Source organism: Shewanella sp. UCD-KL12 (assembly GCF_001957125.1).
GTDB lineage: Bacteria > Pseudomonadota > Gammaproteobacteria > Enterobacterales > Shewanellaceae > Shewanella.
Window position 1 is genome coordinate 1 of sequence record NZ_MPHJ01000006.1, and the last position, 13,577, is coordinate 13,577.

Below are 13,577 nucleotides of genomic sequence, written 5' to 3' on the forward strand. Positions count from 1 at the left end.
CTTATCGCTTATAATCTGGTTCGCTTAGAAATGGTAGCGATAGCAAAAGAAGCCAAAGTTGCACCCACCCGTATTAGCTTTACCGCAGCGATAAGCTTGATAGACACTCAATTAAGATGGCTTGCTTTATCACCTGATGGGAAGTTGCCAGCTAAGCTGAAGCAAATGCGGGCCGATATAAAACACTTTATCCTTCCAGATAAAAGAAAGCACCGAACATATCCACGTTCAGTGCTCTATATACCCAGCCGCTATCCACTTAAATATAAGCAGTAGTGCTTATCCGAATAGCATTACACTGTAAAGTGCGCTTTTTTTTGTAGTAATACTGATATGTGACGCTTAAAACTGCAGGCTAATTCTGTGCGATATTTAGCCGAATAAAAAATCTATCACCAATACATCATCATTTAAAGCATGTTACTCACAACAAAAGCGCTAGCTTCTTGAGTGTTATCTTTAAAAACCACTTTCCCAAAAAGAATACTCTAAAATGCGTGGGATAAGCTGCTTATTACTAATTCTAAATATTTCAGTCTAAATTTTAAAAATGGCTTCAACTGATAAACCCTGTGCGCCAAGCAGATCTTTAAGACGTTTTAATGCTTCCACCTGGATTTGACGAACACGTTCGCGGGTCAAGCCAATCTCTTTACCAACATTCTCAAGCGTAGATGGTTCATACCCCAATAACCCAAAACGGCGCGCTAACACCTCTCTTTGTTTGGTATTCAGTTCATCAAGCCATTTAACAACAGACTTAGACATATCTTCATCTTGAACTTTATAATCAGGACCAACATTATCATCATCAGCAAGTACATCGAGCAATGCTTTATCGTTATCACCACCTAGTGGTGTATCGACTGAGGTAATTCTTTCATTAAGCTTAAGCATGCGGCTAACATCAGAACTTGGCAGATCGAGTTTATCTGCAATTTCTTCAGCTGTAGGCTCATGATCCAACTTATGCGCAAGCTCCCTAGCGGTTCTTAGATATACATTAAGCTCTTTAACTACATGTATAGGCAAACGGATCGTTCGAGTCTGATTCATGATCGCACGTTCAATAGTTTGTCTTATCCACCAAGTTGCATAGGTTGAGAAACGAAAACCTCTCTCAGGATCAAATTTTTCAACGGCACGAATTAATCCTAAGTTCCCCTCTTCAATGAGGTCTAACAGAGCTAATCCACGATTGTTATAACGGCGGGCAATCTTAACGACAAGCCTTAGATTGCTTTCGATCATGCGGTTACGTGACTTGCCACAGCCTTTTAAAGCTTTACGTGAAAAGTACACTTCCTCTTCCGCACTTAATAGGGGGGAAAAACCAATTTCACCTAAATACAGTTGAGTTGCATCAAGGTTTTTTTGTAAATCATCTTGAACCTGCTGTTCAAGTTCAGCTTCTTGTAATTTATTCCCTTTAGTTAAATTAACGTCAGACTCGTTCTTCGACAAGTCCACTAACGGCTCCGCTACTGCGGTACTTTTTCTACGACCCATAAAATGATCTCCCAAATTTTCAAATTAAACTACTGCACTGTACTATCCTCCAAATGCCAAAATGGCTCCTAAACCACTATTGTTTAGGTAAATATTTAAGTGGGTCAACAGACTTCCCATGATAACGGATCTCAAAATGTAACATGACCCGATCGGTACCTGTATTACCCATTTTTGCTAATGTTTGCCCAACTGCAACAAACTGCTTCTCTTTAACTAAGATTTTATCTGCATGGGCATAAGCACTTAAGTAATCATCGCTATGTTTAACAATCACTAAATTACCATAACCACGTAAAGCACTCCCAGCATAGACCACTCGTCCATCGGCAGCAGACTTAATGATGTCTCCCCGATTGCCAGCAATCTTAATCCCTTTGTTTCCCTGCTCACTCGCAGAGAAACGTCCAATCAACTTTCCTTTAACGGGCCAAAACCACCTGCTTACCTTTTTAGGGAGCTGAGTCTCTGCTCTGTGGATAGGCTTGTTAATATCTTGTTGACCAGTCGTTACAGAATACGCAGACTGCTGTGGTTGATCAAGTGGTTTCTTTTTAGGCACTTCTGGCTTATTTTTTACTGCCGATGATGCTGTAGACTGTTGTTTTTTAACACTTTCACTCTTTGTCATTGCAACTTTAGACGGAGTATTAGTAACAGGTCTAGACGTTTGGCTATTTGTAACAGCTCGTGTCATATTCAGATTAAGACGCTGACCGGGGTAAATGGTATAAGGCTGTTTCAGCTTGTTTTTATTAGCTAAATCAACAAAATCATTATTGGAAGCCCATGCAATTGAGTAGAGTGTGTCACCTTTCTTAACGACATAAAAATCAGATTTTAATGCACCTTTATTATAAGCAGTCGTCACGGGAGTGGAAACATTAGCGACTGGAGCGGGTCTATCTGATTGAAAACTACAACCAGAAAAAAAGCTACATAGAAGTAATAGAAGTAGATGCTGGTACTTCAATCTAGTAATCAAGAAAAGCTCCTAAAATAAAGCGGCAAAGAGTTAGCGGCAAAAAGATAATGAATAGAAGTTATTGACCCCAAAAGCCATCAACTTAGGCAAGCTCGCCATTGATAAGTGGCACAAAGCGAACCATTTCAACCACCTCTGAAGTATAAGTATCACCTTGGCGGACAACTTTAAGCAGTTGTTGAGCTTCATCCCCTACAGGAATAACTAACACCCCTCCATCAGCCAGTTGAGTAAGCAAGGCCTCAGGAACACTCGTCGCAGCCGCTGTAACCATGATCGCATCGAAAGGACCTTTATTAGGCCATCCCTTCCAGCCATCTCCATACTTAAACGAAATATTATGCAAATCTAAGCGTTTCAATCTCTGCCTTGCCTGAATTTGTAACCCTTTAATCCGCTCAACAGTGCACAGCTCTGGCACAAGTTGCGCAAGTATTGCGGCTTGATAACCAGAACCTGTACCAATCTCAAGCACTCTAGAGGGATCATTGCCTAACAATAATTCAGTCATTCTAGCGACAATATAGGGCTGAGATATCGTTTGCCCTTGTCCTATCGGTAAAGCTGTATTTTCATAAGCTTTATGCCCTAAGGCGGCATCAAGAAATGTTTCTCTCGGTGTACTGGCTACAGCCTGTAGTACCTTCTCACTCTTAATACCTGACTCATGTAAACTTCGAGCTAGATTCAGGGCTAATGTCGTAGCAGCGCCATTCATATCGTATCAATCCATTCTTGCAGTGGTGTAATTCTTTCAAAAGCTGTGAGATCAACGGTTAACGGGGTGACAGAGACATAACCATTGGTTATGGCATGAAAGTCTGTTCCCTCTGATGCATCTTGCTCATCACCTGGTGGGCCTAACCAATAGATATCTCTGCCTGCAGGGTCTTGAGCTTTTATCATTCCAGCCGCTCTGTGCCTAGCGCCTAGACGTGTCACTTTTATACCTTTAATCTTCTCTATGGGGAGATCAGGCACATTGATATTAAGGATCTGATCTTGTGCTATGGGCTTTTTAAGTAAGCCGGCAATAATCTTACACGCAAAGAAAGCCGCGGTATCATAATGCTCAAGATTAGCCCCTACCAATGAGACAGCTACTGCTGGTAAGCCTAAAAATCGTCCCTCCATGGCAGCGGCAACGGTACCAGAATAGAGTGTATCATCGCCTAAATTAGCGCCAGCATTGATCCCTGCCACAACCATATCAGGCTCATCAGGATATAACTCCCGTATTGCAAGGTGAACACTATCTGTAGGCGTACCACTGACTGAAACGAAACCACTGCTTAAAGTATTAATTCTCAAAGGGTTAGTCAAGGTCAAAGAGTTACTAGCACCTGAGCAATTACGATCAGGCCCTACTGTCATCACTTGATAAGACTCAGATAATGCATCCGACAGCGCTTTTATACCAGGTGCTGTGACACCATCATCATTACTTACAAGAATCTTAATCATTACTAATCCACTTGAAATTTTATTATTAAAGGTCAAAGTTAAAAGGCAAAGTTACCAGCCAAATCTGGCAACCAGCTTAATGCTTAAAGTCAGGGCGGTTAAAGCCAGAGTTACTCTTGAGAAGCTTCCTGCTCACGCCGTTCTATTTGACGCTGGCGAAACTCCCGCTCTTTTACGTCTTCATAATCAAACAACTCACGTAAAAATGAAGTAGCAAAGCTGCCTGCAGGAAGGGCAAACTTTAAGATGATGACATCATCACCTTCTTGTTGATATGAGAGGTTTTGTGGCTCAAGCATCAAAGGTCTGCGCTCTTGCTCTAGACCAGCATGTTCTAAACCATCACAGTCAGCAACAAACTCAGCGAGTACTTGAGACTCAAACTCTCCAGCATCACCTTGAGCAAGCACCTGCCCTCTTCCCCACATAGGCGCTGATAACTGAATATCCTTATCAGCTAATCGCTTTAATAGCGGCTCATCCCACAGCTGTGCAGTAAAGTAGCTACGACTTCCTGCCAGCATGACACTGTCACCAGCAAGATTCCCTAACCCATGCTCAGCAAGTCTTGCAGAAGCGACCACATTAAACAGATATGAGCGTACAGCTGAAAGGTACATGCTGCGTTTCTTTCTGTCTTTTACTTTGCGCCCAGTAAACATCTGTCGGCCAAAAACTAAATTTTTTCCATCATGACCAAAACGTTGCTCACCAAAATAATTGGGGACGCCTGTTTGTTTGATTTTATCTAAACGCGCTATCACATCACTGATATTGGTTACATTACGTAACGTCAAAGTAAAACGGTTGCCGGCCAATGCACCGATACGCAGCTTTTTACTGTGCCTACTGCTGGATAAAATGGTGATTTGTTCACTGTTCAAGCTTGCCCATTCAGGTGTTTCTTTGCCAGGAATTCGAACGCCAAACCACTGTTCAGTCACAGCATTCTTATCTTTTTGGCCCGCATAGGTCACCTCTTTAGGGTGAACATGCGCAAAGCCAGAGAGGATTTTTGCAACATCAGCAGTGTTCAAACCATCTTTACGAATATGAAGCAGATGATGCTCTCCCTCGCCTGTTGGAGAGAAAGGCAAGATCTCTTGAACAATAAAGTCACTGTTTACTGATCTTAAATCTGCTTTTGCTATTGGTTTGCCGTGCAAATAATGGAGTTCAATCATGGTTTTTTTATAATCTCAAATGGGTTTAGCTTTTCTGGCGATTTATTTATTAAGCTTAGATACAAGAACAACAGCCTCGACTGCGATCCCCTCTTTTCGCCCAGTAAACCCGAGCTTTTCTGTGGTAGTAGCCTTAACATTGATGCAATCTAGATCACTCAATAGGTCTTCTGCTATTACTTGTCTAATGGCTTCAATATGTGGTGCCATTTTAGGTGCCTGAGCAATAATGGTCACATCTAAGTTACCTAGTACAAAACCTTTATCTTTTATTAACTGATAACAGTGACGCATTAGCTGGCGGCTGTCAGCCCCCTTAAACGCTTTATCGGTATCAGGAAAATGTTTACCTATATCCCCTAATGCTAATGAACCTAAGAGTGCATCTGAAATAGCGTGTAAAACAACGTCTCCATCAGAGTGCGCTATCAAGCCACACTCATAGGGTACGTGTACACCGCCTAATAACAGGGGGTTATCGCCACCAAATTTATGTACATCGAAACCATGACCAATACGTATATTCATTTCAAATCCAAAATAGTAGCAAGCTCAATTCTTTATAATGATTGAACATGTTTATCAATTAAACTATGACTTTGTTAGCTAGCCTTTAGTACGCTGGCTTAAAAATAAGGCGGCGAGTTGTAAGTCATCAGGGTGAGTAATTTTAATATTATCGACTCGTCCGTTAACGAGGCCAGGAGAGATCCCCGCCCACTCCATTGCTGATGCTTCATCTGTGATATTGGCTTTTGCCGCTAACGCCAGACTCAAGTTTTCTTTTAACGCATCAGCCGGGAAATATTGCGGCGTCAAAGCATGCCATAACAATTCTCGACAGACCGTATGGGTGATATTGCCCTGCTTATCGCTACGCTTCATAGTATCTCTAACGGGAGAAGCCAAAATAGCCCCCTGAGGAAACGTATCAGTTGAGTCAATGAGTTTGTCGATATCACTATGAGTCAAACAGGGGCGAGCAGCATCATGCACCATAGCCCAGCAAGGCTCATCAATATGGTTAAGACATGCTAACACCGAATCGGCACGTTCACCGCCGCCAACCACTGTTTGTAACTTAGAATGGTTTGCTATAGCCAGAGATGAAAAATAGCTATCCTTGGGGTGTAGTGCGACAATAACACGATCAATTTTTGCATGGCTTAGTAATAACTCTAAGGTTAATGCCAAAATCGACTTTCCATCTAATTCTAAATATTGTTTAGGGATTTGAGCCCCCATCCGACTACCAATACCGGCAGCTGGTACAATTGCAATAATCTTGTCTATGGAGTTATTCATTAATTTGATATCTGCTAATTTCTGGCTGCAACGCTTTAGTTGGCAGGCTTTAAGCGTTCACCAACAACGCGAAAAAATGTTTCACCTTTCTTGACCATACCGAGCTCATTACGCGCTCGCTCCTCAAGCGCCTCTGTGCCGCTTCTTAGATCAATTATCTCTTCACGTAATACTTGATTGCGAGCAACAAGCTTAGCATTGCTCTCCTGCTGGACAGCAATCTGCTCTCTAAGTTGTACAGAGCCAGGCAAACTGTTTACACCAAACCATAACTGGTACTGGAGCACAGCTAACAGGCTGATTAATACAAGTAGAAACCGTTTCATAGTTAATTTTCATCACACCAATGTTCAGCAAGTCTGCCGTGATAATACAACAAAAAAGGCCACCCAGTGGTGACCTTTTCATTTAAGAGACAATTAAACCTCGCTTAAGTGCAATTAATGCCAGTGATAGCTCGCATTAATGCAGTTATTAGCCAGTTATACTTGTCCTTTTACCTCGCTGCGACCACGGTATGGTGCTTTCTCACCAAGCTGCTCTTCGATACGAAGTAGTTGGTTGTACTTAGCAACACGATCACTACGGCTTAAAGAACCCGTTTTGATCTGACCTGCAGCTGTACCCACAGCTAAATCAGCAATAGTCGCATCTTCAGTTTCACCTGAGCGGTGAGAGATAACAACAGTGAAGCCTGCATCTTTAGCCATCTTGATAGCAGCTAAAGTTTCAGTCAATGAACCGATTTGGTTGAACTTAATTAGGATTGAGTTAGCAATACCGTTGTCGATACCACGCTTCAAAATTTTAGTGTTTGTTACGAATAGATCATCACCAACTAATTGGATTTTATCACCCATTAGTTTAGTTTGGTGTGCGAAACCGTCCCAATCAGACTCATCAAGACCATCTTCAATAGAAACTATCGGGTATTCTTTAGTTAGATCCTGCAAGAAGAAGTTGAACTCTTCTGAAGTGAACTTCTTACCTTCACCTTTAAGGTCATAGATGTTCGCTTCTTTGTCATAAAACTCAGAGGCAGCACAATCCATCGCTAATGTGATGTCTTTACCTAGCTCGTAACCTGCATTTGCCACTGCAACTTTAATTGCAGCCAAAGCAGATGCGTTTGATGGTAGGTTTGGCGCGAATCCACCTTCATCACCAACAGCTGTAGAGTGACCATCAGCCTTAAGTACTTTAGCTAAGCTGTGGAATACTTCTGCGCCCATACGTAGGCCTTCGCGGAAGTTTGCAGCACCAACAGGTTGAACCATGAACTCTTGGATATCAACAGAGTTATCTGCATGCTCGCCGCCATTAATGATATTCATCATAGGTAATGGCATAGAGTAAACACCTGGAGTACCATTTAGGTCAGCAATATGTGCGTATAAAGGTACACCTTTAAACGCTGCAGCCGCTTTCGCTGCCGCAAGAGACACAGCTAGGATAGCGTTAGCGCCAAACTTAGCTTTGTTTTCTGTGCCATCTAAATCAATCATGATTTGATCAAGTTCAGCTTGCGCAGTCGCATCTTTTCCTTTTAGCGCGTCTGCGATAGGACCATTGACAGCTTCAACAGCTTTCAATACACCTTTGCCTAAATAACGTGCTTTGTCACCATCACGCAGTTCTAGTGCTTCACGGCTACCTGTAGATGCACCAGATGGTGCTGCAGCCATGCCCATGAATCCACCTTCTAAATGAACTTCTGCTTCAACAGTTGGGTTACCACGAGAATCCATGATTTCGCGACCAATGACATTAATAATTTTAGCCATAATTTCCTCGGTTTAAGTTTAAAAATTAAATTGAAAATAAAGTAAAACTGAAATTGGATCACTCAAATTTACATCACCAAAAACCAAAAAAGCCGCTTCCATTTATTGGAAGCGGCTCTTTTTATCTGGTTTAGCCTAAATCGCGTTTTTGATACGCGGCGGCTGCAGCAACGAAACCTACGAATAATGGCTGACCATCACGAGGGGTTGATGTAAATTCAGGGTGGAATTGACCTGCTACAAACCAAGGGTGGTTTGGCAGCTCAATCATCTCAACAAGCTGGCGATCTGAAGACAGACCACTAAATATTAAACCAGCTTGCTCTAAACGTTCTTTATAGTTGTTGTTCACTTCAAAACGATGACGGTGACGTTCAACACAAGAGTTACCTTTGTATGCTTCAGCCGCTTTACTGCCCTCTTCAAGGTGACAAAGCTGAGCACCTAGACGCATAGTGCCACCTAGGTCAGACTCTTCATGACGCTGCTCAACAGCACCATCTTCGTTGAGCCACTCAGTGATTAAGCCAACTACTGGATGCGGAGACTCACTGTTAAACTCAGTAGAGTGCGCACCTTCAAGGCCAGCAACATTACGAGCAAACTCAATAAGGGCAACTTGCATACCAAGGCAGATACCAAAGTATGGCAGGTTGTTTTCACGTGCATATTTTGCAGCAAGGATCTTACCTTCAACACCACGCTCGCCAAAACCACCTGGTACTAAGATACCATCTAAGCCTTGAAGCTCTTCTTCGCCTTTAGCTTCAACAGTTTGTGAATCAATATACTTAATATTGACCGACACACGGTTAAACAGGCCAGCATGCTTTAATGCTTCGTTAACTGACTTATAGGCATCTGGTAGCTCGATATACTTGCCGACCATGCCGATAGTGATTTCACCCGTTGGGTTGGCCTCTTGATAGATAACCTGTTCCCACTCGTGAAGATCGGCTTCTTTACACTCAATACCAAAACGCTTAGTCACTAGGTCATCAAGGCCCTGTGCTTTAAGTAAAGCTGGGATCTTGTAGATACTATCAACATCTTTAAGCGAGATAACAGCGCGCTCTTCAACATTACAGAAGAGTGAAATTTTAGCTTTTTCATTTGCAGGGATAGCACGATCACCACGACAAACCAGTACATCAGGTGCAATACCGATGGAGCGAAGCTCTTTCACTGAATGTTGTGTCGGCTTAGTTTTAACTTCACCTGCAGCACCTAAGAAAGGTACTAATGTTAGATGCATAAACAAGGTGCGTTCACGCCCTAGTTCAACACCCAACTGACGAATTGATTCTAAAAATGGTAGTGATTCGATGTCACCGACTGTGCCACCAATCTCTACGATAGCGACATCATGCCCTTCGCCACCAGCAAGTACTTTCTCTTTAATCGCATTAGTAATATGCGGGATAACCTGAATGGTCGCACCTAAGTAATCACCACGACGCTCTTTACGAAGTACTTCTTCATAAATACGGCCTGTAGTGAAGTTATTACGACGATTCATCTTGGTACGGATAAAGCGCTCATAGTGACCCAGATCGAGATCTGTTTCAGCGCCGTCCTCAGTAACAAACACTTCCCCGTGTTGCGTAGGGCTCATCGTGCCTGGATCCAAGTTAATGTAAGGATCCAGCTTCATAATGGTTACGTTTAGGCCTCGAGCCTCTAAAATTGCTGCAAGCGATGCCGCTGCAATGCCTTTACCTAGTGATGAAACCACGCCACCAGTAACGAAGATATACCTTGTAGTCATTCTGAACCTGAGAAAATGAGTTGGAAATATGTGCTTGTAAGAAAGCACTAGGACGGGGCGTTATTGTAGCAAATACCTAGCGCTTCGACAAACATGTTAAGCGAAATTTTTATCTATTTGCATACTTCATTTCTCTTTACTTTATCCCAATAGTGATCTAATTCCGTCAAACTATGGGCTTGCATCGGCTTTCCACTCTCTTTCGCTAAGGCTTCAACCCCTCTAAAGCGACGTTCAAACTTTGTATTTGCCTGCCTTAAAGCTTGCTCAGGTTCAACCCCTAGATGCCTTGCAAGGTTAGTAACGGCAAAAAGTAGATCGCCCATCTCATCAACGACCTGCGCTTTGATTGGCTCATCTTGCTTAACCTCATGTAAAACCTCTTCGATCTCCTCATGAATTTTATCAACCACAGGCTCAAGCTCAGCCCAATCAAAGCCCACTCTTGCAACTCGCTTTTGGATCTTCACAGCGCGAGATAACGCGGGTAAGTTCAATGGAATATTATCAAGCACCGAATAAAGCGCTTTATCTTGTCGCTCTTTGGCCTTTATTGACTCCCAATTATCTTTTACCTCCTTCGCACTCGCCCCTTTAAGCGACCCAAAGACATGGGGATGTCGTGACGTGAGTTTATGGCAAATCTTCTCAACCACATCATTGAAATCAAACAGGCCCTGCTCTTTACCTAGTTGACAATAGAACACGACTTGAAATAACAGATCGCCTAACTCATCAGGTAGCTCATCGAGTGCCATTCGCTCTATGGTGTCAGCCACCTCATAGGCCTCCTCTAATGTAAAAGGCACGATAGAGCTAAAAGATTGTTGCAGATCCCATGGGCAGCCGGACTTAGGATCTCTAAGCTTTGACATAACATCTAGTAGCGGTTGAATTTCATTCGTTTTCATCGTATCCCTTTTATACCAATTCTATTAAAGAGTTGCCCATTCAGCGGGAGTTAAAATCGCTGTAGGCAAGTAAGTGGATTGACACTAATAGTTATTCTATTTCGAAAGCCACATGCGCAGCATAAAGTGATTTTTAACCCGCACTTCGTGAGCTTCTCAGGACTTCCACTCCTACGTTGCACCGCCTCAAAAGGGAATAACCATTTCTTCAACGATGCGTCTTGGATCGAAATCCCTGAGAAAGCTCTGAATTGATCACATGTTTAATAGAACTGGTATTACTGCAACAAAAAGACGGCCAAAGCCGCCTTTCTTTATTTAATCAGATAATCATTCACTCTGATTAATCTATAACCGTCTGGCTTCGCTAACACCGTCAACCTGATTTATCTTAGACAGCACTTTCGATAAGCCATCGAGATTATATAGCTCAAGCTCCAGCTCTATGGCCGCAGTTTGCGTTTTCACATCTGATGATGAGCTCATTGCCATCACATGCGTTTTCTCAGCTGCCAGCACTGAGGTCAAATCACGGAGTAATCCTGAACGGTCACTAGCAATAATCCGTAAACGAATTTTATAACCACCAGAGTAGTTCTCGCCCCAAACAACATCCACTGCGCGTTCAGGATGCGCACGCGTTAGCTCTTTTATCTGATCGCAATCAGCTCGGTGAACAGATATGCCACGGCCTTTAGTAATAAAGCCAAAGATTTCATCGCCAGGTACTGGCTGACAGCACTTTGCAATATGACTCATCAAGTTGCCGACACCACTTACTTCAACCTGGCCTTTACCTTTTCTTCCACCTTTGCTTTGGCTTTTCTTAACGAGGTCCTCTACAACCTCCTCATCAGACACTTCATGTTTGCGCATCTGACTTTGAACGTGATTAACGACTTGATTGAGCCTAACATCCCCACCACCGATCCCAGCCAAAAGATCATCCATGCTGACCATGTTAAAACGCTCGACTGCTGTTTGTGCATCTTTAAGCTTGAGCCCGGCACGAGATAGCTCAGTTTCAAGCATCTCACGACCAGCGACGATATTTTTGTCTCTGTCTTGCTGCTTAAACCAATGCTGTATTTTTGAGCGAGCACGGGAGGAGCGGATATAGCCTAAATTCGGGTTTAGCCAGTCACGCTTAGGGTTAGGGTGCTTAGAGGTAATGATCTCTATGCGTTGCCCCGTTTCTACCTGATAGGTAAATGGCACGATACGCCCGTCAACTTTTGCACCAATACATTTATGGCCCACATGGGAATGAATATAGTAAGCAAAATCTAGCACAGTTGAACCAAGGGGAAGATCGACCACTTCACCGTTAGGCGTAAACACATAGACCCTATCTTCGAAAACTTGACTACGCACCTCTTCAACTAAATTACCGCTTTCAGCCACATCCTCTTGCCACTGTAAAATCTTACGTAGCCAGTTTATCTTCTCTTCATAACCGCTCTGCTTACCACCACTGGTGCCCTCTTTATATTTCCAATGAGCGGCGACCCCAAGCTCTGCATCTTCATGCATCTGTTCGGTACGGATCTGAATTTCAACTGTCTTACCTTCTGGGCCAACGACAATAGTGTGGATAGATTGATAGCCATTGGGTTTTGGGTTGGCAACATAATCATCAAATTCACGAGGAATATGATGCCAAAGGGTGTGCACCACGCCTAAGGCGCCATAACAATCTTGTAGTCTATCTGTCACTATGCGGACAGCACGCACATCGAAGAGCTCATCAAACTTAAGATCTTTACCCTTCATCTTTTTCCAGATGCTATAGATGTGCTTAGGGCGACCATAAACTTTGGCTCTGATCTGATCTTTATCTAATCGCTCTTGTAGCTGGGTAACAAAATCATCAATGAAGGTTTCACGATCCAATCGCTTACCATCGAGTTGCTTCGCTATATCTTTGTAGGTTTCTGGGTGCAGGTAGCGAAAAGAGATATCCTCCAGCTCCCACTTTAACTGACCAATTCCCAATCTGTTAGCAAGTGGTGCATAGATGTCAGCAATTTCCCGCGCAACCAAGACCCGCGTCTCTTCATCTGCATTTTTAATTTCACGGAGTAAACAGATACGCTCAGCGAGCTTGATAACCACTGCACGGACATCTTCAACCATGGCCAGTAACATGCGGCGAATATTATCTATCTGAGGCTCAGCGGTGCGTGATTGGTTATCAACTTTTAATGCACCTATAGCGTTCATAGTTTCAACACTACAAACCAGCGTGGCCAACTCCTTGCCAAAAGTCTCTTCGAGCGCCTCTTTTGAGAGAATGCCAGCTTCATATACGACAAAGAGTACTGAAGCTTGAAGGGTCTCAATATCCATATTCAATGGCGCTAAGATCTCTATCATCTCCCTCGCGCGCTGGGTCAAACTTAGATCGCTTTCAGAGGCTTGCGACACCATAGATTCAATCTGGCCGATCAGTTCAAGTAGAGTTTGCGCTTCATCAGTATCACTGATGTAACGGTTAACCCACTCCTCTAGTTGGAAATCCGGATCACTAAAGTGTGCTTCTCGAACTGATACCATCTGAAATACGTCCTTAATCTGATGTATAAAATTGAGTTAGGGATTCCTCCCAAACAGAATTACCTATCTTCAGCATTCCTGTTGCATTGTCAATTAACAAACGCTGACTAA

The 13,577-nt window shown here is 43.1% G+C and carries 12 protein-coding genes and 1 pseudogene; 1 reads left to right on the plus strand and 12 read right to left on the minus strand.

Annotation, left to right across the window (positions count from 1 at the left end; genetic code table 11):
- Positions 1–276 (plus strand): annotated as a pseudogene (locus BM736_RS12280) (IS4 family transposase); the annotation flags it as partial.
- 261 nt (positions 277–537) lie between these two features.
- On the opposite strand, the gene rpoS reads toward BM736_RS12280, so the two are convergent.
- From rpoS to relA, 12 genes are all read right to left on the minus strand, one after another.
- Entirely contained in the window at positions 538–1,509 is a 972-nt protein-coding gene (gene rpoS, locus BM736_RS12285) for an RNA polymerase sigma factor RpoS (protein WP_076412551.1), read from the minus strand.
- A 76-nt stretch (positions 1,510–1,585) separates the two neighbouring features.
- On the minus strand, positions 1,586–2,494 hold the full coding sequence (locus BM736_RS12290; RefSeq protein ID WP_306170165.1) for a peptidoglycan DD-metalloendopeptidase family protein: 909 nt from the start codon (positions 2,492–2,494) through the stop codon (positions 1,586–1,588).
- 82 nt (positions 2,495–2,576) lie between these two features.
- Complete coding sequence (locus BM736_RS12295) at positions 2,577–3,212, minus strand: protein-L-isoaspartate(D-aspartate) O-methyltransferase (protein ID WP_076412553.1); 636 nt, start codon at positions 3,210–3,212, stop codon at positions 2,577–2,579.
- A complete protein-coding gene (gene surE, locus BM736_RS12300; RefSeq protein WP_076412555.1) occupies positions 3,209–3,958 on the minus strand; it encodes a 5'/3'-nucleotidase SurE in 750 nt (249 codons plus the stop codon). Before surE ends, BM736_RS12295 begins: the two co-directional genes overlap by 4 nt.
- Before the next feature lie 110 nt (positions 3,959–4,068).
- Complete coding sequence (gene truD / locus BM736_RS12305) at positions 4,069–5,142, minus strand: tRNA pseudouridine(13) synthase TruD (protein ID WP_076412557.1); 1,074 nt, start codon at positions 5,140–5,142, stop codon at positions 4,069–4,071.
- A gap of 42 nt (positions 5,143–5,184) precedes the next feature.
- The gene (ispF, locus tag BM736_RS12310; protein WP_076412559.1) at positions 5,185–5,670 is read right to left on the minus strand and encodes a 2-C-methyl-D-erythritol 2,4-cyclodiphosphate synthase; all 486 of its coding nucleotides are present in this window, start codon (positions 5,668–5,670) and stop codon (positions 5,185–5,187) included.
- 78 nt (positions 5,671–5,748) lie between these two features.
- Positions 5,749–6,447 (minus strand): 2-C-methyl-D-erythritol 4-phosphate cytidylyltransferase, encoded by a 699-nt coding sequence (gene ispD, locus BM736_RS12315; protein ID WP_076412560.1) that lies wholly within the window; start codon positions 6,445–6,447, stop codon positions 5,749–5,751.
- A 35-nt stretch (positions 6,448–6,482) separates the two neighbouring features.
- Positions 6,483–6,773, minus strand: a complete 291-nt coding sequence (gene ftsB / locus BM736_RS12320; RefSeq protein WP_076412562.1) for a cell division protein FtsB — start codon at positions 6,771–6,773, stop codon at positions 6,483–6,485.
- 156 nt (positions 6,774–6,929) lie between these two features.
- Positions 6,930–8,231, minus strand: a complete 1,302-nt coding sequence (eno, locus tag BM736_RS12325) for a phosphopyruvate hydratase (protein WP_076412564.1) — start codon at positions 8,229–8,231, stop codon at positions 6,930–6,932.
- 130 nt (positions 8,232–8,361) lie between these two features.
- Complete coding sequence (locus BM736_RS12330; protein WP_076412565.1) at positions 8,362–9,999, minus strand: CTP synthase; 1,638 nt, start codon at positions 9,997–9,999, stop codon at positions 8,362–8,364.
- Between the two features lie 113 nt (positions 10,000–10,112).
- The gene (mazG, locus tag BM736_RS12335; RefSeq protein ID WP_076412568.1) at positions 10,113–10,910 is read right to left on the minus strand and encodes a nucleoside triphosphate pyrophosphohydrolase; all 798 of its coding nucleotides are present in this window, start codon (positions 10,908–10,910) and stop codon (positions 10,113–10,115) included.
- A gap of 348 nt (positions 10,911–11,258) precedes the next feature.
- A complete protein-coding gene (gene relA / locus BM736_RS12340) occupies positions 11,259–13,466 on the minus strand; it encodes a GTP diphosphokinase (protein WP_076412570.1) in 2,208 nt (735 codons plus the stop codon).
- Positions 13,467–13,577 lie beyond the last annotated feature (111 nt).